The sequence below is a fragment of the Kouleothrix sp. genome (genome assembly GCF_046328425.1).
In the GTDB taxonomy this organism is placed as follows: Bacteria; Chloroflexota; Chloroflexia; order Chloroflexales; family Roseiflexaceae; genus Kouleothrix.
The window spans coordinates 40,726-59,906 of sequence record NZ_JAXLWP010000037.1 but is presented as its reverse complement, the minus strand read 5'-3'; the positions used below and the strand labels follow the sequence as shown (position 1 = coordinate 59,906).

Genomic DNA, 19,181 nt, shown 5'->3' with positions numbered 1-19,181 from the left:
CAAGTCTATTGGCTGCGTTTCAAGTGCTTGTGAGCAGCGTATGTACCGGGCCAGGCGGCTCTACCGCGATGGTTTGTTCAGGCCACACCTGTTATTCCCGCATCTACCGTACGCGCCGCAGCCGCGCCGGCTGCCCATGCACGCTCGTGCAGCCCTTGAACCGGGCTGTAACCGGGCGCGCCTAGGATTGGGCGTCGGCTTTCGCCGCGCGGCACGCGTTATTGGGTACCTGTTTTAAGAAAGGTTGGCATATGGCAGCAGCTCTTACCCTGTATCGCTCCTCGATCGGCAAAAAGGCGATCATGGCGGTATCCGGCCTGATTGGCGTCGGCTTTCTGGTGGTTCATATGTACGGCAACCTGAAGATTTTCCTGGGGCCGGAGTATTTCAATGAGTATGCTGCCGGCCTGCGCACGCTTGGCGGGCCGATCTTCGGGCACACCCACCTGCTGTGGATCGCCCGCGTGGTGCTGCTCGCCGCCGTAGCGGCGCATATCTGGTCGGCATATGAGCTGACGCGCCAGGACCTGGGCGGCCGACCGCGCGCGAACCGCTACGGGCAGAAGAAGAGCATCGCCGCGACGTATGCCGCGCGCACGATGCGCTGGGGCGGGGTGATCCTGTTCCTGTTCATTGTCTTCCACCTGATGCACTTTACGCTTGGCCTGGTGGGCTACAGCGCCGGGCAGTTTCAGGCCGAGTCGAACGGGCAGTTTCACGCCTACGAGAATGTGATCGCCGGCTTTAGCTTCTGGCCGGCTACGCTATTCTACATCGTGGCGATGCTGTGCCTGGGCATGCACCTGTACCACGGCTTCTGGAGCGCGTTTCAGACGCTGGGCCTGAATAGCTACAAGACCAACTTCGCGCTGCGCGGGCTGGCGCTACTGGTAGCTCTTGCCCTGACGGTTGGCTTTGTGGCGGTGCCGATTGCGGTGCTGTTTGGGATCGTTCGATAGAACAAGGTTACAAGCCGGGCCACGAGGGCGCGGTGCGTGCCAGTGCCGCACGCCGCGCCGCCTTCTACCCGCCGCATTCAGGAGATAGATCATGACAGTTGAGGCCAAGCCGGATGTCTCGACGCGACGCGCGACTGAGTTTGCCGTCGCGCTGGACGCCCGATCGCCCGAGGGGCCGATCGAGCGCAAGTGGGACAATGCGAAATTTCAGTACAAGCTGGTGAACCCGGCCAACAAGCGCAAGTACACCGTGCTGGTGGTCGGCTCGGGCCTGGCGGGCGCGTCGGCATCGGCGACGCTGGCCGAGCTGGGCTATAACGTCAAGTGCTTCTGCTACCAGGATAGCCCGCGCCGCGCGCACTCGATCGCCGCGCAGGGCGGCATCAACGCGGCCAAGAACTACCGCAACGACGGCGATAGCATCTACCGCCTGTTTTACGATACCGTCAAGGGCGGCGACTACCGCTCGCGCGAGGCGAATGTGTATCGCCTGGCGCAGATCAGCGTGAATATCATCGACCAGTGCGTGGCGCAGGGCGTGCCATTCGCGCGCGAGTACGGCGGCCTGCTCGACAACCGCTCGTTCGGCGGGGCGCAGGTGTCGCGCACGTTCTATGCCCGCGGCCAGACGGGCCAGCAGCTGCTGCTCGGCGCGTATCAGGCGCTCAGCCGCCAGATCGGCCTGGGCAAGGTGGCGATGTACTCGCGCACCGAAATGCTCGACCTGATCTTGATCGGCGGCCACGCCAAGGGCATCGTGACGCGCGATATGGTCACGGGCAAGATCGAGTCGCACTTGGCCGACGCGGTGGTGCTCGCCACTGGCGGCTACGGCAATGTGTTCTACCTCTCGACGAACGCCAAGGGCTGCAACACCACCGCGATCTGGCGCGCGCACCGGCGCGGCGCGTTCTTCGCTAACCCATGCTTCACCCAGATCCACCCGACGTGCATCCCGGTGCACGGCGAGTACCAGAGCAAGCTCACGCTCATGTCCGAGTCGCTGCGCAACGACGGGCGCATCTGGGTGCCGAAGAAGCAGGGCGACACCCGCTCGCCCGACCAGATTCCCGAGAGCGAGCGCGACTACTACCTGGAGCGCAAGTACCCCAGCTTCGGCAACCTGGTGCCGCGCGACGTGGCCTCGCGCAATGCCAAAGAGGTCTGCGACGATGGCCGAGGCGTGGGGCCGGGCGGCCTGGGCGTGTATCTCGACTTCGGCGACGCGATCAAGCGCCTGGGCGCGAATGCGATCCGCGAGAAGTATGGCAACCTGTTCGATATGTACGAGCGGATCACCGCCGAGAACCCGTATGAAGTGCCGATGCGGATCTACCCGGCGATCCACTACACCATGGGCGGCCTGTGGGTCGACTACAACTTGCAGAGCACCATCCCGGGCCTGTTCGTGACCGGCGAGGCCAACTTCTCCGACCACGGCGCCAACCGGCTGGGCGCCAGCGCGCTGATGCAGGGCCTGGCCGACGGCTACTTCGTGCTGCCGTATACGATCGGCGACTACCTGGCGCAAGTAGGCGCCGGCAAGTACGACACGAACAACCCGGCGGTGGCCGAGACCGAGTTCGAGGTCAAGCAGCGCAACAAGCGGCTGCTCGGCATCAACGGCAAGCGCACCGTCGACTCGTTCCACCGCGAGCTGGGCAAGCTGATGTGGGACAACTGCGGCATGGCGCGCAATGCTGCCGGCCTGCAAGAGGCTCTGGCAAAGATCCCCGAGATCCGCGCCGAGTTCTGGGAGAACGTGAACGTCCCCGGCAGCGCCGACGAGCTGAACCAGGCGCTCGAGAAGGCCGGGCGCGTGGCCGACTTCATGGAGCTGGCCGAGCTGATGTGCCGCGATGCGCTGCATCGCAGCGAGTCGTGCGGCGGGCACTTCCGCGAGGAAAGCCAGACGCCTGAGGGCGAGGCCAAGCGCGACGACGAGAACTTCGCGTATGTGGCAGCCTGGCAGTTCGACGGCGACGGCCGCGCCCCGATTTTGAACAAAGAGCCGCTGGACTTCGAGTACGTACACCTCGCGCAGCGAAGCTATAAATAGAGCCAAGCACTAAGAACCATCAGCCGATCGCTTGAGCATCGCTTCTTGGTTCTTAGCTCTCGGTTCTCTGCTTAGGAGTTAAGGATGAACCTGACATTACACGTCTGGCGGCAGAAGAGCGCTGGCGCCGAGGGTCGCTTCGTCGAGTATAAGGCTAACGATGTCAGCCCGGATATGTCGTTTCTCGAGATGCTCGACGTGGTGAACGAAGACTTGATCACGCGCGGCCAGGAGCCGATCGCCTTTGACCACGACTGCCGCGAGGGCATCTGCGGCATGTGTGGCCTGATGATCAATGGCGTGGCGCACGGCCCGCAGGCCGCTACCACCACGTGCCAGCTGCACATGCGCCACTTCAGCGACGGCGACGAGGTCTATATCGAGCCGTGGCGCGCTACGGCTTTTCCGGTCATCAAGGATCTGGTGGTGGATCGCGGCGCGCTCGACCGGATCGTCGCGGTGGGTGGGTTTATATCGGCCTCGACCGGCAGCGCGCCCGACGCGAACTCCATCCCGGTACCGAAAGACAACGCCGACCTGGCCATGGATGCGGCTGCGTGCATTGGCTGCGGCGCGTGCGTGGCGGCCTGCCCGAACGCCTCGGCTATGCTGTTCACAGCGGCCAAGGTGTCGCACCTGGCGCTGCTGCCACAGGGCCAGCCCGAGCGCTACGACCGGGTGATCAAGATGGTCGAGAAGATGGACGCGGAGGGCTTCGGCGGCTGCACCAATATTGGCGAGTGCTCGGCGGTATGCCCGAAAGAGATCAGCATGGATTTCATCGCGCAGATGAACCGCGACCTGCTGCGCGCCTCGCTGTTCAGCGGGCGCAAATCGGGGAGCAAGGGCGGCTCCGGCTAGTATCAAATGGTACTTTTCCATCTTCATGTATGCGGTTTTCCGTGCTCCGCGCGGAAAACCGCATACAATACGTAGAATAGTACTGCTCTGCGCAACGCAAAAAGAAATTTGCGAGCGGTGCGCCGCCCCCGAACCCCACCAAAGTATAAGTAATCGAACGAATTTGGTATAAGCCAAGGCGCGCCTGTATGCAAAACGCCTCTCCCGCGCGGGAGAGGCGTTTGTACGTACGGGGGTGTAAGGGCTACGCGGTGCCAAGGTCGCCGGCCTCGGCAAGGCGGCACACCAGCGCCAGCACATCGCGCTCGCGGTCGAAGCTGGCGAGGCGCAGTGCCTCGTCGAGCGGGAACCAGCGCGCGTCGTCGACCTCGGCCTGCTGCGGAACCAGCGCGCCGTCGGTGTAGCGCAGCAGGAAGAAATCGACGTATTTATGAATGCGCGTCGAGCCGGCGCGAAACCAGTACTCGATCGTCGCGAGGTGGCGCACCACGTGGCCGTTCAGGCCTGTCTCCTCGGCCACCTCGCGGATGGCCGCGGCCTCGGCGGCCTCGCCGCGGCGCACGTGCCCCTTGGGCAAGCCCCAACGCCGGCTCTCGTTTGTCGCGATCATTGCGACCTCGTAGCCGGCGCCATGGTTACGGTAGATCACGCCGCCAGCCGAGTAGGCGGTGCGCCGATCGCGCGGCGAGTTGTTGTCGTCGAGCGATCTCCTGCTAGAGCGTTCCAACGGTACTCCTACCAGCTGCCTGATCCGAGCGGATCACGTCCGGGCTGTACGATCTGCCAGGGCTGCGTGCGGCAGCGCTGCTCGCATTCAGTATACACGACTGATCATACCACGCGCTTAGGCAGGCGCCCGGCGCGCATATCCCAGTAGTGATTCACGGCGAAGCTGATGCGCTCTTTGGCAGCGCGGCCGTTTTCCCAGCCGAGCGGCTCGACGCGCGCGCCCTCTAGGTCTTTGTACACTGTGAAGAAGTGCTCGACCTCTTTCAGATAGTGCGCCGGCAGATCCGAAAAATCGGCAATATCGGCGAAGAATGGATCGTAGTGCAGCACCGCCAGGATCTTATCGTCGGGCTCGCCTTTATCGTTCATGCGGAACATGCCCACCGGGCGCGCCTCGACGATGCAGCCGGTGAAGGTTGGCAAGTTGGTGACGACCAGCACGTCGAGCGGGTCGCCGTCGTCGTAGTACGTCTGGGGGATGAAGCCATAGTCGCCGGGGTAGTGCACCGGCGAGTACAGCACGCGGTCGAGCTTGAAGGCGCCGGTTTGTTTATGGTACTCGTACTTGTTGCGCGATCCTTTGGGGATCTCGACGATCACGTGGAGTACGTCGGGCACGCTGGGGCCTGGTTCCAGATCATGCCACAGATTCATTGTAAGCAACCTTTCACACACACTAGTGGCCCACCGTGGCCTGCGGATCAGACGTGTTAACTTTCTGCTATTATAACATGGTGAACGCACGCGCAACCCTGCTATATACAACCGTTCCAGTCTATGGTATGCTAAAAACGCTGCTACACCCGGCCGGACGCACCTGGCGAGCGGCGCGCTGAACGACGAGCCGAAGAGAGTGAGTATGGGGCTTACTGATCGCATGCTAATCGGCGCGATTGCAAATAACCCTGCGGTGTTCGAGGGCGCTGGCGAGTATCGCTGCTGCCGCACCTGTGAGATGATCTTTTTCACCTCGGCGAAGAAGCCCGACCGCGCGCACGACAGCCACGACTGGTTTGCGCTGCCCGCGCTGAACCCCGACAACAACAAGGTGCTCGAGCGCGCGTTCCAGCGCTTCATCACGCGCTGGCCGGCCGAGCGCCAGGAGCAGCTCGAGCGCTTTGCGGCGCGCAAGGGCTGGGACATGGCGATGGAGCTGAAGTATGGCGGCGGCGCGCTCGAAGAGGACGAGGTGGCGCAGTGGCAAGAGATTATCAACGGCCGGCTCGACCAGCTCCTGCGCCAGGCGCGCGCGCAGCTGGCCGAGGGCGCCGCGCCGGCTTCGCCCTATAGCCAGGCATAGCGCGGCGGCGCGTATGTGCGCCTGATTGTGTGCCCCGGTCACGGTATTTCGTGCCGCGACCGGGGCACTTTTGATTCGCTTATGATTGATACGCTGTTCGCTTGATCACGTAGAGATTGTGCTGCACGACGCGGCGAAGCCACGTCGTGCAGCACCTACGAATTTGGGGGCGGCGAAGCCGCCCCCAAAACCCCACCAGCGAATTTGGCATGAGACTTTCCAAGGCCCTAGGAGCGGTGCTGAGCGCGTAGCTGGCGGGCGGCCTGAAGAACTCGCGCGGCCGCGATCAGCTGCATGCACTCGGGCTCGGCCAGCCCGCGCGGGCAGGCGCTGAATACACCGCACGGGCTGCACCACAGCGCTTCGCGGATGACGACGTGGCGCTGTGGATCGCCCCACGGCCCGAAGCGCCCGGCGTCGCCCGGCCCATACAGGTGGACGGTTGGCGTTCCCTGCGCGGCTGCAAGGTGCAGCGGGCCGCTGTCGACGCCCAGCACCAGCCCAGCGCGCCGCAGCAGCGCCGCCAACTGCCCGATGCTCGTCTGGCCGGCAAGTGTGATTGCCGGGGTGCGCATTGCGGCCGCCACCGCATCGACCAACCCCTCTTCGCCAGGCCCGCCCGTCAGCACTAATCGCGCGCCGTCGTTCGCCAGCGCATCGGCGACAGCCGCCCAGCGCTCGGCGAGCCACAGCTTGTCGGGGCCGGCGGTGCCGGGGTGGATGATAACCAGGTTGTCTGCGCCGATATCGCGCGCGTCCAGCCACTCGCCGGCCCATGCCTCGTCGGCGGGGGCCGGGTCGAAGCGCGCGGCAACGCTCGCGCGGGCATGCGCCCGCCCGGCGGGCGTAGGCTGGCCAGCTGGCGCAGCGGCCACAGCCTCGGCCAGCGCAAGCGCCTGCGCGGCGACGTGGTCGCGCGGGTTCCAGGGCAGCGCGAAGCTCAGAAACGGGCGGCACTCGGGCACGGCAAAGCCGGCGCGCAGCGGGATGCCGGCCAGCAGCGCCAGCGCCGCGCCCCACCAGTGATCGTCGCGCGCGATGATCGCCGCGTCGTAGCGCGCGGCGCGCAGCAGGGCGGCGTAGCGTAGCAGCAGCAGGTAGGGCCGCGCCAGCGACCGAAGCATATCGCGATACGCCGACAAGAAGAACGCCAGGCGCGGCCATGGGCCGGCGTTATGCTGTTGTTCCGCCGCCCCGCCGTGGCCGGCAGGCGGCCGGCGCTCGAAGCCGGGGAATGGGCACTCGAGCAGGTGATCGACGTCGGGGTTGCGCGCCAGCAGCATGCTGGCCCAGGGCCCGACCAGCGCGCTGATCTCGGCATTCGGCAGGCGCAGGCGCAGCGCCGCGAGCGCGGGCGTGGCTAGCAGCACGTCGCCAAGGTGATCGGGCTTGATCAGCAGCACCGACGCGACCGCAGCGGGCTGGCGGCGGGCGAACGGGCGCGCGAGAAGCGCAAGCGAGCGCAGAAACCAGAGCCGCAAAAGTCGCTTCATCATGATTGGCACGGCGTATGTGGCCGGCGCTCGTGTCTCCGGCAGACAGGGAAGCGGGGGGGGGGGGGGCCCACTCGCACCTCAAACAGGCCCTTAGAACAGCATGGCCCCGGCCTCGCGACCCAGCTGGCGCAGGCGCTCGCCGAGCGGCTTGCGGCCGTCGGACTCCATCTGGTCGGCCAGCTCGTTCAGGCGCTTGACGAACGCGGTGGTGATCATTGCCGGATTCTGGCGCAGCAGCTTGGTGGCGTCCTGCGGCTTCTCGGCCTGGAGCAGCTGGTTGATAAAGCGCTCCTCGGGAGTGAGCGCCTCTTCGAGCACCTGGTTGGCCAGGCGCTCGATCTCGGCCAGCCGCTGCACCGCCGCGGCATTGCCGGCGCGCTCGGCCGCGACCATATTGGCCTGCAGCACCAGGAAGAACGCCTCGTTGATCTGCTCGCGGTCGGCGCGCAGCGCCTCGGCGGTGTCGGGGGCGTTGATGATGCGCTGCAGCACCGTCGCGCCGGCCTCGAATAGCTCCTGGGCCTGCTGATCCATGCGCTCGACGGTGGCGACGATCTGGGCGCGCCGGGCGGTGAGTTGCTCGGCGGCGGCGGTATCGCCGGCGGCGCTGGCCGCTTCGATGCGCTGCGTCCAGGCTTCGAAGAAGCCGTAGTCGATCACCGGGCGGTGCTCGGCGATCAGCAGCTCGAGGCCGTCGTCGGGCGCGCTGGCGAGCTGATCGATGATCGCGTCGAGCTCGTCGTCGCCGATCTCTTCGATGGCCTCTTCGGCGCCACCCTCGAGCTGCGAGGCGTCGAAGCCGGTCAGCTCGACGAGCTTGTCGCGCAGCGCGATCAAGATCTGCGCCGACTCATCGCGGCCGGCCTGCAGGCTCGACTCGGCGAACACCGTGAGCGTGGCGAAGAAATCGTAGTCGAGCTCGCCCTTGTGCTGGGCCACCGCAGCCTGGAGCTGATCGTCGCCAAGCTCGAAGGCCTCGGCCATCTGGCTGATCAGCTCGACGCGCTTGCGCTGGGCCTCGATCGTCTCGCGCGAGATGCCATCGGCCTCTAGGATCGTATCGACCAGCGAGTTCAGCGTGAGAAAGCGCTTGGGGGCGAGCAGGTAGCCTTTAGGGGCGCTCTGCGGCAGCGCGCGCATGAGCATGCTGGTGGCGTCGCCGACAAAGCGCTCTTGCTCTTCCGGCCGGGCGTTCAGCTGCTGCGGGAAGTGCACCAGAAACAGCTGCTTGGCCGGGTCGTGGTAGATCAGCGGCGCGGCGATCATAGCTGGCGTGCCGCAGTTCGGGCACACGGCCATGTTGAGCTGCCCGGCCAGCAGGTAGTTCTTCAGCTCGGGCTGCAGGCCAACATCTATCAGCGTAAAGACCTGCGCGCGCATGGGGGCGCGGCAGTTCGGGCAGTTCAGCTGGATCACTTGGGGCGCAGGCACAGACATCGTACAAGGGTTCCTTTCTCAACGAAGCGCGCCGGGAGGCCCGGCGCGCAAGTAGCATCCTCGTCTGAACGGGTATTATAGCACATTGGGTATGTGGCACCGTGCGCGGCCAGGTATGCTATACTGCGCGGCGCATCCCTGATATTCGAGCGCTACTCTCTGCCCTGCTAGCGATTACGCAAGACAAGGAGCGATCTATGCTTGTGCTTTCGGCCTCCGATGTGCGCCGCGCCGCGCCGATGCCGGCCGCGATCGACGCGGTGGCGGGCGCGTTCGCGCAGCTTTCGCGCGGCCAGGCGAACGTGCCGCTGCGCGTGCCGATCGGCCAGGCCGGGCACGACTCGCACACCTTCTTTATGCCGGCGCTGCTGGCCGAGAGCGGCGCGCTGGGGCTGAAGGTGGTGTCGGTGTTTCCCCACAACCAGGCGCGCCACGGCCTGCCCAGCATTCACGCGCTGGTGGTGCTGATCGACGCGGCCACCGGCCAGCCGATCGCGGCGATGGACGGCACCTACCTTACGGCGCTGCGCACCGGGGCGGCCTCGGGGGCGGCCACGCGCGCGCTGGCGCGGCCCGACTCGCGCGTGCTGGCGATGTTTGGCGCCGGCGCGCAGGCGCCGTGCCAGGTGCAGGCGGTGTGCGCGGCGCGGCCGATCGAGCGCGTGCTGATCGTCAACCGTAGCCGCGAGCGCGCCGAGCGGCTGATCGGCGACCTGCGCGCGCTGGGGCTTGCGGCCGAGTGCGCGGTGGCCACCACGGCGCGCGCGGCCCTTGCCGAGGCCGACGTGGTCTGCTGCGCGACCAGCGCGGCCACGCCGCTGTTCGACGACGCCGACGTGCGGCCCGGCACGCATATCAACGGCGTGGGCGCGTTTACCCCCGCGCTGGCCGAGGTGCCGCCGGCGACGATCGCGCGCGCCTACGTGGCGGTCGACCAGCGCGCGGCGGCGTGGGCCGAGGCCGGCGACCTGATCCAGGCGCGCGACGCGGGCGCGCTCGACGCGTCGCGGGTTGTCGAGCTAGGCGAGGTGATCGCCGGGGCCGCGCCGGGCCGCGCCGACGATGCGCAGATCACGTTTTTTAAGTCGGTGGGCAACGCGGTGCAGGATATGGCGGTGGGGCAGCTAGCGCTGGCCGAGGCGCGGCGCCTTGGCCTGGGGGCCGAGGTGGCGCTGGGCTAGGGTTGGTTGGGGTGCGCGGGTGTGGACGGGGGCTGTGCGCCCCCGCGCCCCCGCGTTTCGGGTGTGTGGGCGGGGCTGTGCGCCCCCGCGCCCCCGCGTTCAGGTGTGGGCGGGGGCTGTGCGCCCCCGCGCCCCACAGCAAGGGGCGGCCGCCCGCCCCTTGCATCCCGCCGCTGGGGCTTCGCCCAGACCCCACAAAGAATGCCGTCGCTCGTGCGGCCGTTGTGGTGCATGCCTCGTGGAGCAGAATGAGCTTTTGGTTTTGCTCTGAGGCATGAGCGCATGGCGGTGACGCTGGCACTGCCTTCTTTCCCGTGAGGCGCGCATCCGTGCGCGCCGCGCGTTTCGGGTGCCGTCGTGGCGCATGCCTTGTGGCGCAGAAACACGTGTGGGTTGACCCTGAGGCATGAGCGTACGCGTTGATTTCGGTACAGCTTCTTTCCCGTAGGGCCGCGCATCGTGCGCGACGCGCGTTTCGGGTGCCGTCGTGGCGCATGCCTTGTGGCGCAGAATGAGCTTTTGGTTTGCTCTGAGACATGAGCGCATGGCGGTGACGCTGGCACTGCCTTCTTTCCGTAGGGCGCGCATCGTGCGCGCCGCGCGCGTTTTCGGGTGCCGTCGTGGGGTGCCATGCCTCGTGGAGCAGAATGAGCTTTGGTTTTGCTCTGAGGCATGGGCGCATGGCGGTGACGCTGGCACTGCCTTCTTTCCCGTGAGGCGCGCATCGTGCGCGCCGCGCGTTTCGGGTGCCGTCGTGGCGCATGCCTTGTGGCGCAGAAACACGTGTGGGTTGACCCTGAGGCATGAGCGTACGCGTTGATTTCGGTATGCGGCTTCTTTCCCGTAGGGCGCGCATGGTGCGCGCCGCGCGTTTCGGGTGCCGTCGTGGCGCATGCCTTGTGGCGCAGAATGAGCTTTTGGTTTTGCTCTGAGGCATGAGCGCATGGCGGTGACCTGGCACTGCCTTCTTTCCCGTAGGGCGCGCATCGTGCGCGCCGCGCGTTTCGGGTGCCGTCGTGGCGCATGCCTTGTGGCGCAGTGGGTTGACCCTGGCGCATGCTAACGCGCTGGCGATGTACTAAGATACGCGCTCGTCAGCGAGTGCGTGGCGGCGAGCAGCTGCGTGGGCGTGCCCTCGAACATGACCCTGCCGCCCTTGTTGCCGCCCTCGGGGCCCATGTCGATGATCCAGTCGGCGCTTTTGATCACCTCCAGGTTGTGCTCGATCACAATCACTGTGTTCCCGGCATCCACCAGCCGGTTGATGATCGCCAGCAGGTGGCCGATGTCGGACATGTGCAGCCCGGTGGTTGGCTCGTCCATCACATACACGCTGCCCTTTTTGTGCAGCTCGCTGGCAAGCTTGATGCGCTGGCACTCGCCGCCGGAGAGCGTGCTCAGGGGCTGGCCCAGCGTTAGGTAGCCGAGCCCGACATCGCTCAGCGCCTGCAGCTTGCGCACGACGTCCTTCGCCACCTCTTTGGTGTCGAAGAACTCCAGGGCTTCGCGAACCGGCATGTCTAGGACATCGGAGATCGATTTGCCGTGGAAGCTGTAGCCCAGCACTTCATCCTTGAAGCGTTTGCCGCCGCATATTTCGCAGGGCATTTTGACTTCGTCCAGGTACGCTAGCTCGGTGTAGACGACGCCCAGCCCCTGGCAGTTCTCGCACGCGCCCTTTGAGTTGAAGCTGAACAGCGACGGGCTGACCTTGTTGGCGCTGGCGAAGGTCTTGCGAACCTCGTCCATGATGCCTGTGTAGGTCGCGGGGTTCGAGCGGCTGGAGACGCCAACCGGCGCCTGGTCGATCACGATCGCGCCGGGGTGCTGCCGCAGAAAGCTCTGGTGGATGAGCGAGCTTTTGCCCGACCCGGCCACGCCGGTGATAACCGTCAGGATGCCTGCCGGTATGTCGACGCTGACATTCTGCAGGTTGTTGGCCCTGGCGTTGACGATCGGCAGCTTGCCTTTTGCCGCGCGGCAGCTGGTTTTGATCGGCGTCGAGTGCGTGATATGGCGGCCCGTCAGGGTATCGGCGCTCAGCAGATCGGCGAAGCTGCCCTCGAACACGATGGCGCCGCCGCGCGTTCCGGCGAGCGGCCCGACATCGACCACGTGATCGGCGACTTTGATTACGTCGGGGTCGTGCTCGACCACGATCACGGTGTTGCCTTTGTCGCGCAGCTTTTGCAGCAGCTCGTTCAGGCGGTGGACATCGCGCGGGTGCATGCCGATGCTCGGCTCGTCGAAGACGTAGAGCACATCCACCAGGCTGCTGCCCAGGTGTTTGACCATCTTGATGCGCTGCGACTCGCCGCCCGAGAGCGTATCGGTGGCGCGGCTCAGGCTGAGGTACTCCAGGCCAATGTCGATCATATGCTGGAGCCGCTCGGTCAGCGAGGCGACCATCGGCGCCGCCACGGGGTTCTTGATCGACCTGATCACCTCGATCAGCTCGTCGGCTTCCATCGCCGCCAGCTCGGCGATGTTGTAGCCGTCGACCGTGCAGCCGAGCGCGGCCTGGCTGAGGCGCGCGCCCTTGCAGAGCGTGCACGGCCCGTAGGTCATGTACGGCGCTACGGCGTTTTGCGTGCGCTCGGAGTACGATTTCACGTCGCCGCTAATATACTTGCGGCTGAACTTATCGACAATGCCCTCGAAGGTCAGGTTCACCGGCTTGGCCATCTGCATTTTGACCTTGTAGGGCTTGCTGTGGAGCAGCAGATCCATCTCTTCGGCGCTGTAGTCGGCCAGCTTTTTGTCGTTATCGAACAGGCCCGACTGCGTCATAATGCTCCAGCCCCAGCTGTCGATCGCGTACTCGGGGTACAGGATCGCGCCTTGGTTGAGCGAGCGCGATGTGTCGAGAAACTTCTCGAGATCGACGCCGATCTTGCGGCCGATGCCGTTGCACTCCGGGCACATGCCCTGCGGGTCGTTGAACGAAAAGGCATTCGAGTAGCCCACGAACGGCTGGCCGACGCGCGAGAACAGCAGCCGGAGCACCGAATAGATATCGGTGATCGTGCCGACCGTCGAGTGCGACCCGCCGCCGAGATGCTTCTGGTCGACGACGATCGCCATGCTCAGGTTTTCGATCGCGTCGGCGTCGGGCTGGGCGTAGCGCGGCAGGAAGTTGCGCACGAAGGTGCTGAAGGTCTCGTTCAGCTGGCGGCGCGCCTCTGCGGCAACCGTGTCAAAGACGATCGACGATTTCCCCGAGCCCGATACGCCGGTAAAGATCGTGATCTTGCGCTTGGGGATGCGCAGCGACACATTCTTCAGGTTGTTCTCGCGGGCGCCGCGTATCTCGATGTATTCCTGAGGCATTACTGGCTCACCGCCCGCGTCACCAGCTCGGCGATCCGTGCCTCGTCGGCGGGTGTCAGCTCTTTCAGGGCGTAGGCGACCGGCCACATGGCGCCATCGTCGAGGTTTGCGCTGTCGTTGAAGCCGAGCGTCGCGTAGCGCGTGTTGAACTTCTGCGCGTTCTGGAAAAAGCAGACGATCTTGCCGTCCTTGTTTGCGTACGCGGGCATCCCGTACCAGGTTTTCGGCGCGAGCGACGGCGCGCTGGCCGTGATGATCTCGTGGAGCCGTGTGGCCATGGCGCGATCGGGCTCCTGCATCGCGGCGATCGCCGCGAGCGCGGCGCTTTCGCCTTCGGCCCTGCTCTTGCCGGCGCGCGCTTCGGCCTTCAGCTCTTTGGCGCGCTGTTTCATCGCGTCGCGCTCTTCGTCGCTGAAGCCCTCGGCGCTTTTCTTTGCGGATTGGCTCATGGGTATTTCCTCCTGTTCACGGCTTGGAGCACGTTCGTTTGATTTCTTTAGAGCATGTTTGAAAAGGGGGTGCGCGAGGGCTATGCCCCTCTTTTCTGATTACCCCTGCGGCATTGGCTCGCCGGTCTCGAGCAGCGTCTTCAGGTTGCTGAGGATCCACGCCCACCCGCCGCTCTGCAACCCCGCGTAGGTAGCCGTCTCGCCCGCGAAGTCGTCGTGGATCACGGTGACTTTGGTGACGCCGCCGGGCAGCGCTGCCAGCTCCCAGGTGACCCTGGTTGGCGCGTCTTCGTGCATGGGCGGCCAGAGCGAATGGTAGGTATGCACCAGCCGGTTCGGCGGGTCGGATACGACGACCGTGCCCTCGACGACTGGCGCGCCGCTGGGCATGTGGTAGGTGAAGGGCGACCCGACGGCGAGGTCGGTCTTCAGCGCGCTGCCGTAGTAGTAGCGCGAGGTAAACTCCGGCGTGGTGATCGCCTCCCACACGCGCTGCTGCGGCGCATTGATGATGATCTGGTACACGAGCCGGGGCTTTGTGTCTGTGTTCATGCTGCTCCATCCTTCAAGCGCTGTTTTAAGGTCGGCGAGCGCGCTTGCGCGTGCCACTGCGTACTTATTCATCCAGCGGTCGGAGATGAGTTGAATGGGGATCGGGTTGAGGTAGTGCAGCCGCTCGCGGCCCACCTTGCGCGTGGTGACCAGGCCGGCCTCTTGCAGTATGCGCAGGTGCTTCATGACGCCAAACCGCGTCATCGGCAGGCCCGACTCGAGATCGGTGAGCGTGCGACCATCGCGCTCAAACAGCAGGTCGAGCAGCTGCCGCCGGCTGGCGTCGGCGAGGGCGCGAAAGACTGCTTTATCTTCCATGAGGGTATTATATGTGACTTTATGGTCACATGTCAAGGTCTCTGGTGGGTGGCGGCAGGGCGCGTGGAACGACTTTCGACCCCTCCACCTCGCCCGTCCCCTGTCAGGGGAGGGGGGTAAGGGGGGTGAGGGCCGACGCTGCACGAGCCCTGCCCTGGTGGTGCGGTTGCAAAGCGACCGCACCACCACGCCAGCTACTTAAACGCGGCAGTGTCGGGGTCGGCGCCAATGCGCTTGCCGCTGTCCATGCCCGCAATCGCCGCCATCTCGTCGTCGGCCAGCGCGAAGTCGAACAGGTCGAAGTTTTCGCGAATACGCTCGGCGTGCGTCGATTTGGGGATGACGATCAAGCCGCTCTGCACGTGCCAGCGCAAGATCACCTGCGCGGCTGTTTTGCCATACTTGCGCGCCAGGTTGGCAACCAGCGGGTGGCCGAGCGCCTCGCCGCCCTGCATCAGCGGGCTGTACGACTCGACGGCGATGCCGCGCTCGGCGCAGTAGGCGCGCGTCTCGCGCTGCTGAAGCATCGGGTGCAGCTCGATCTGGTTCACCGCCGGCACCACCGCCGCGCCCGCCAGCAGCACGTCGAGGTGCGCCGGCTTGAAGTTCGAGACGCCAATCGCGCGCACGCGCTTCTGCTCGTACAGCGTCTCCAGCGCGCGCCACGCCTCGGTGAACTTGCGCTCCATCGGCAGCGGCCAGTGGATCAGGTATAGATCAACGTACTCGCAGTCGAGCTTGCTCAGGCTCGCGTCAAACGCGCGCAGCGCGTCGTCGTAGGCGTGGTTGGCGTTCCACAGCTTGGTGGTGATGAAGATCTCCTCGCGCGGCAGCCCGCTGGCCTTCACCGCCTTGCCGACGCCGGCCTCGTTGCGGTAGATCGCCGCCGTGTCGATCATGCGGTAGCCCGCCGCCAGCGCGGCGCTCACCGCGCGCTCAACCTCCGCGCCCTCCTTGGTCTGAAAGACACCCAGGCCGACCTGGGGAATGCGTACGCCGTTGTTCAGTGTCACAAGCGGCGGCTGTTGCTGGTTCATGCTTTTCCATCCCTCCTTTGTATGCCGTCAGGCTCGCATCCGTGCAAGTTCGGGGCCAGCGCCGGGCCTGGCAGTGGCCGCCGCAAAATTTGGTAAGATAGCCGGCGTCGAAACTGTATGCAGGAGCATTGGCATGAGCAAAAACCGGCTCGAGGCGTTGAGCGACGGCGTGTTCGCGATCGTGATCACACTGCTGATACTGGACATCCGCGTGCCCGATGTGGAGTACGGCCAGCTCGCGGCGGCGCTGCTGGCAGGTTTGCCGCGCATCTTCGCCTACGTGATCAGTTTCGGCGTGATCGGGGTGTACTGGCTGGCGCACCACCAGTCGCTGCAGCTGGTCAGCAAGATCGACGGCTGGCTGATCTGGATCAACTTCATCTACCTGCTGGCCGTGAGCTTTATGCCGTTTCCCACGGCGCTGCTGGGCCGCTACCCCCTGCAGCCGCTGCCGATTGTGATCTATGCCCTGAACTTGATGCTGGCGAACGGCACCGGCGTGGTGGTGCTGCGGTACCTGCGCGCGCACCCCGAGCTGAGCAGCGGCTACACCTACAAGGCGGCGCACAAAACCGTTTTTATGTATGTGTTTGTGAATAGCAGCTACCTGGTCGCCATGCTGCTTGGCTTCTACGTGCCGCTCGCCAGCTACGCGATCTTTGTGGTGGTGCTGCTGGTGGTGATCGTGTACTACAGCTTTTCCCCGGTTCCCCAGCAGGCCACGCCCTCACCCGCCGCGCTCCACAAGCCGTAGGCCGGTGCGGCCACCCCGGTGCAGCACCTGCTATCTGCTGCTCACATATCACAGCTTGCACAGCCACACGCTGCGCAGCGCGCTACTTCCCGATACTGTATGCTGCTTTTCAGGCAAAGCAAGGAGAAGCTATGAACGATCAGTGGGCGCGCGTGGCCGAGCGCATAGTCGACGCGGTTGGCGTGCGCGCGGGCGAGCTGGTTCAGCTACGCGATCTGGCGGGGCGCATCGAGATCAGCCAGGAGATCTTGCTCGCGGTTGAGCGGCGCGGCGCTACCCCACTGTTCCAGTATTTCCCGCCCGAGTACCTGCGGCAGTTGCTGGCCACTACCGACCCGGCACTGCTAACCCATTACGATCAGCATCGCCGCGTCTGGCTGGCAATAACCGATCGTATGATCGTGCTGGCAGGCAGCGCGGCGGCTCCGGATCTGCCTGCGTCGCCCGCGCGCGATATCTGGGGCCAGGCGATCGAGCGGCTGACGCTCGAGGAAGAGCGCCGCTGTATCCCCTACCTGCTGGCGGCCGTGCCGAGCACAGCCAGCTCGGCGCAGCTTGGCATTGCCCTGCCCGAGCTGGACGCTATGATCATCCCAGCGCTCGGTGCGCCACCGGATGAACTCGCACGCGCCGCCGGCGGAGTGCTGGCGCGCCTCGCGCAGGCCCAGGCGCTGACGATTCACAGCGGCGCGCGCTGCAGCCTCCAGCTGAGCCTGGCTGGTCGCCGCTGGCTCAGCGATACGGGAACCATGCCGGCAGCCGAGAGTCTGCCGGCAGGCACGCAGGCGGTGCAGAACCTGCCGGCCGGAGCAGTCTACACCACGGTTGTGGAAACATCAGGCCAGGGCAGCCTGTGGTTTCCCCAGGCTGGACCCGCGCGCGACGTGACGCTGCACTTCGAGCAGGGGCGCGTGAGCGCAATCGACGCGGCAGACGGCGCGGCCGAGCTCGCGGCACTGTTCGATCAGCACCGCGGCGAGCCGCGCCGCATCAGCCATATCGGCATCGGCCTGAACCCGTACGTCGAACGCACGATTGGCTGGCCGCTCATCGACGAACACCGCCACGGTACGCTGCTTGTCGCATTTGGCGAAAACCGCTATCTCGGTGGGCAGAACGCTTCGTCGCTTAACGTCGACTTTGTCATCCCCGAGGCCGGTCTGCTCGCCGATCAGCAGCTGATCATCCGGCGCGGCCGGCTGATCGCCAAGTAGGCCGCGCCAGGCCTACCGTCGAGCGCCTCGCGAACCATGGAGACGGCCCAATACCTTTCATGGGCGCGCCAATACCTTGTATAGGTGGGCACATAAGCTGTCATGGGCTCGCTAATATAATCGTAGCGCCCTCAATATCTATCTTAGCGCCGCTAATATAATCGTAGCGCCCTCAATATCTATCTTAGCGCCGCTCAATTCCTTCCGGCGCAGGCCAGGGCATGGGATAAACGCCCCAAAATCGTTCATAGGCGCCTCAATACCGTGTATAGCCATGCCCAATAGCTTTCATAGGCGCCTCAATACCGTGTATAGCCATGCCCACAAGCCCTCATGCGCTCGCTAAGATAATCGTAGCGCCCTCAATATCTTTCTTGGCGCCGCTAATATAATCCTAGACTGTCTGAAAGGGTAGTTTGGAGCGACGAAGTTTCGCCAAATATCATTCTTTCTGGTAGTTGGCGGCCACATTCGTGGCCGCCAACTACCAGGGCTCGTGCGAAGTCGGCCCTACCCTCTCTCCCGCACGCGCGAGAGGGGGGCGAAAGACGCCACCCTAACCTCACCACGCTAACGCTATCGATCTTGACGGGCATGATACAATAGTGTATACGAACATTTGTTTTCCTGGCTCATTGGTGGGCCGGGCATGGAGCACACGAGGAGGAATCGTGGCCACGTATACAACTGCGAAGCCGGCTGGTACGCCCACCTGGATCGACGTGATTGGCCCCGACGCCGAGGCGGCGCGCGCGTTTTACCACGAGGTCTTCGGCTGGGAGTACGATGTCGGCGGGCCGGAGTTTGGCGGCTACACCACGGCGCGCCTGGGGCAGCGCACAGTCGCAGGTATCGTTGGCAACCAGCCGGGCGAGCCGCCGCCGGCAGCGTGGAGCCTGTACTTCGCCAGCGACGACATTGCGGCCGACGTGGCGCGCGCGACGGAGCTAGGCGCCAAGGTGGTGTACCCGGCGATGAGCGTGGGCGATTTCGGCAGCATGGCCACGCTCCAGGATCCAACCGGCGCGATGTTTAGCTTCTGGCAGGCCGGCAGCCACGTCGGCTCGCAGGTGACGGAGGACCCTGGCTCGGCGGCGTGGTACGAGCTGTACTCCTCGGATGCCAAGCGCGCGCGCGATTTCTACACCGCGCTGCTGGGCGCCACCGCCGACCCGATGCCGGGCGGGATGGAGTACTATGTGCTCAAGCATGGCGAGGAGCAGCTCGCCGGCATTATGCAGATCCAATCATCGTGGGGCAATTTTCAGCCGCAGTGGGTCACCTACTTCTCGGTAGCCGACGTCGAGGCCACCGCCGCGACGATCACGCGGCTTGGCGGCAAGATCCTCGGCCCGATCGACGAATCGCCGTTTGGGCGGATCGCCGCCGTGTTCGACCCGGCCGGCGCCAACTTTAAGATCGTCGAGCCGCCGCGCGGCTAGCGCGGCCCCTCGGCACCACCAACCTCTACCTTTGCTCTTTCGGGGGCGGCACTGCCGCCCCCG

Annotated in this window: 16 protein-coding genes; 8 read left to right on the top strand and 8 right to left on the bottom strand. The window is 65.2% G+C overall.

Translation table 11 applies throughout. From position 1 onward, the window contains the following. The first annotated feature begins 251 nt into the window (after positions 1-251). From U0177_RS25950 to U0177_RS25940, 3 genes are all read left to right on the top strand, one after another. The gene (locus tag U0177_RS25950; protein ID WP_409573582.1) at positions 252-959 is read left to right on the top strand and encodes a succinate dehydrogenase cytochrome b subunit; all 708 of its coding nucleotides are present in this window, start codon (positions 252-254) and stop codon (positions 957-959) included. A 91-nt stretch (positions 960-1,050) separates the two neighbouring features. Next, entirely contained in the window at positions 1,051-3,018 is a 1,968-nt protein-coding gene (locus U0177_RS25945) for a fumarate reductase/succinate dehydrogenase flavoprotein subunit (RefSeq protein WP_409573581.1), read from the top strand. Between the two features lie 84 nt (positions 3,019-3,102). Continuing rightward, positions 3,103-3,879 (top strand): succinate dehydrogenase/fumarate reductase iron-sulfur subunit, encoded by a 777-nt coding sequence (locus U0177_RS25940; protein ID WP_409573580.1) that lies wholly within the window; start codon positions 3,103-3,105, stop codon positions 3,877-3,879. Positions 3,880-4,123: 244 nt separating this feature from the next. On the opposite strand, the gene U0177_RS25935 is transcribed toward U0177_RS25940, so the two are convergent. Together U0177_RS25935 and U0177_RS25930 are read right to left on the bottom strand one after the other, a co-directional pair. Next, on the bottom strand, positions 4,124-4,606 hold the full coding sequence (locus tag U0177_RS25935) for an NUDIX hydrolase (protein ID WP_409573579.1): 483 nt from the start codon (positions 4,604-4,606) through the stop codon (positions 4,124-4,126). Between the two features lie 104 nt (positions 4,607-4,710). Then, positions 4,711-5,262: an inorganic diphosphatase gene (locus U0177_RS25930; RefSeq protein WP_409573578.1), complete on the bottom strand. Its 552-nt coding sequence runs from the start codon at positions 5,260-5,262 to the stop codon at positions 4,711-4,713. Between the two features lie 205 nt (positions 5,263-5,467). Here U0177_RS25930 and U0177_RS25925 point away from each other — a divergent pair, with 205 nt between their 5' ends. Continuing rightward, the gene (locus U0177_RS25925) at positions 5,468-5,908 is read left to right on the top strand and encodes a hypothetical protein (RefSeq protein ID WP_409573577.1); all 441 of its coding nucleotides are present in this window, start codon (positions 5,468-5,470) and stop codon (positions 5,906-5,908) included. A gap of 227 nt (positions 5,909-6,135) precedes the next feature. Here the strand turns inward: U0177_RS25925 and U0177_RS25920 are convergent, their stop codons facing one another. Further along, the gene (locus tag U0177_RS25920) at positions 6,136-7,404 is read right to left on the bottom strand and encodes a glycosyltransferase family 9 protein (RefSeq protein WP_409573576.1); all 1,269 of its coding nucleotides are present in this window, start codon (positions 7,402-7,404) and stop codon (positions 6,136-6,138) included. A gap of 90 nt (positions 7,405-7,494) precedes the next feature. Next, positions 7,495-8,841: a CpXC domain-containing protein gene (locus U0177_RS25915; RefSeq protein WP_409573575.1), complete on the bottom strand. Its 1,347-nt coding sequence runs from the start codon at positions 8,839-8,841 to the stop codon at positions 7,495-7,497. Positions 8,842-9,038: 197 nt separating this feature from the next. Here U0177_RS25915 and U0177_RS25910 point away from each other — a divergent pair, with 197 nt between their 5' ends. Further along, positions 9,039-10,022: an ornithine cyclodeaminase family protein gene (locus U0177_RS25910; protein ID WP_409573574.1), complete on the top strand. Its 984-nt coding sequence runs from the start codon at positions 9,039-9,041 to the stop codon at positions 10,020-10,022. A gap of 1,059 nt (positions 10,023-11,081) precedes the next feature. Here the strand turns inward: U0177_RS25910 and U0177_RS25905 are convergent. The 4 genes from U0177_RS25905 to U0177_RS25890 form a co-directional block, all read right to left on the bottom strand. Continuing rightward, positions 11,082-13,352, bottom strand: coding sequence for an ATP-binding cassette domain-containing protein (locus U0177_RS25905; RefSeq protein ID WP_409573573.1), 2,271 nt, complete (start codon positions 13,350-13,352; stop codon positions 11,082-11,084). After that, the gene (locus tag U0177_RS25900; RefSeq protein WP_409573572.1) at positions 13,352-13,801 is read right to left on the bottom strand and encodes an iron chaperone; all 450 of its coding nucleotides are present in this window, start codon (positions 13,799-13,801) and stop codon (positions 13,352-13,354) included. The genes U0177_RS25905 and U0177_RS25900 overlap by 1 nt, the downstream gene beginning before the upstream one ends. A 99-nt stretch (positions 13,802-13,900) precedes the next feature. Further along, entirely contained in the window at positions 13,901-14,671 is a 771-nt protein-coding gene (locus U0177_RS25895) for an ArsR/SmtB family transcription factor (protein WP_409573571.1), read from the bottom strand. A gap of 194 nt (positions 14,672-14,865) precedes the next feature. Then, positions 14,866-15,708, bottom strand: coding sequence for an aldo/keto reductase (locus tag U0177_RS25890; protein WP_409573570.1), 843 nt, complete (start codon positions 15,706-15,708; stop codon positions 14,866-14,868). Between the two features lie 133 nt (positions 15,709-15,841). Here U0177_RS25890 and U0177_RS25885 point away from each other — a divergent pair, with 133 nt between their 5' ends. The 3 genes from U0177_RS25885 (at position 15,842) to U0177_RS25875 (ending at position 19,118) form a co-directional block, all read left to right on the top strand. After that, positions 15,842-16,462: a TMEM175 family protein gene (locus U0177_RS25885; RefSeq protein WP_409573569.1), complete on the top strand. Its 621-nt coding sequence runs from the start codon at positions 15,842-15,844 to the stop codon at positions 16,460-16,462. A gap of 131 nt (positions 16,463-16,593) precedes the next feature. Continuing rightward, positions 16,594-17,676, top strand: a complete 1,083-nt coding sequence (locus tag U0177_RS25880; protein ID WP_409573568.1) for a leucyl aminopeptidase — start codon at positions 16,594-16,596, stop codon at positions 17,674-17,676. Positions 17,677-18,347: 671 nt separating this feature from the next. Continuing rightward, positions 18,348-19,118, top strand: a complete 771-nt coding sequence (locus U0177_RS25875) for a VOC family protein (protein ID WP_409573567.1) — start codon at positions 18,348-18,350, stop codon at positions 19,116-19,118. Positions 19,119-19,181: the final 63 nt, after the last annotated feature.

Bases quoted from the DNA above. Each gene is read 5' to 3' on its own strand.
- U0177_RS25950 (WP_409573582.1), top strand. From the start codon at position 252: ATGGCAGCAGCTCTTACCCTGTATCGCTCCTCGATCGGCAAAAAGGCG.
- U0177_RS25945 (WP_409573581.1), top strand. From the start codon at position 1,051: ATGACAGTTGAGGCCAAGCCGGATGTCTCGACGCGACGCGCGACTGAG.
- U0177_RS25940 (WP_409573580.1), top strand. From the start codon at position 3,103: ATGAACCTGACATTACACGTCTGGCGGCAGAAGAGCGCTGGCGCCGAG.
- U0177_RS25930 (WP_409573578.1), bottom strand. From the start codon at position 5,262: ATGAATCTGTGGCATGATCTGGAACCAGGCCCCAGCGTGCCCGACGTA.
- U0177_RS25925 (WP_409573577.1), top strand. From the start codon at position 5,468: ATGGGGCTTACTGATCGCATGCTAATCGGCGCGATTGCAAATAACCCT.
- U0177_RS25920 (WP_409573576.1), bottom strand. From the start codon at position 7,404: ATGATGAAGCGACTTTTGCGGCTCTGGTTTCTGCGCTCGCTTGCGCTT.
- U0177_RS25915 (WP_409573575.1), bottom strand. From the start codon at position 8,841: ATGTCTGTGCCTGCGCCCCAAGTGATCCAGCTGAACTGCCCGAACTGC.
- U0177_RS25910 (WP_409573574.1), top strand. From the start codon at position 9,039: ATGCTTGTGCTTTCGGCCTCCGATGTGCGCCGCGCCGCGCCGATGCCG.
- U0177_RS25905 (WP_409573573.1), bottom strand. From the start codon at position 13,352: ATGCCTCAGGAATACATCGAGATACGCGGCGCCCGCGAGAACAACCTG.
- U0177_RS25900 (WP_409573572.1), bottom strand. From the start codon at position 13,801: ATGAGCCAATCCGCAAAGAAAAGCGCCGAGGGCTTCAGCGACGAAGAG.
- U0177_RS25895 (WP_409573571.1), bottom strand. From the start codon at position 14,671: ATGGAAGATAAAGCAGTCTTTCGCGCCCTCGCCGACGCCAGCCGGCGG.
- U0177_RS25890 (WP_409573570.1), bottom strand. From the start codon at position 15,708: ATGAACCAGCAACAGCCGCCGCTTGTGACACTGAACAACGGCGTACGC.
- U0177_RS25885 (WP_409573569.1), top strand. From the start codon at position 15,842: ATGAGCAAAAACCGGCTCGAGGCGTTGAGCGACGGCGTGTTCGCGATC.
- U0177_RS25880 (WP_409573568.1), top strand. From the start codon at position 16,594: ATGAACGATCAGTGGGCGCGCGTGGCCGAGCGCATAGTCGACGCGGTT.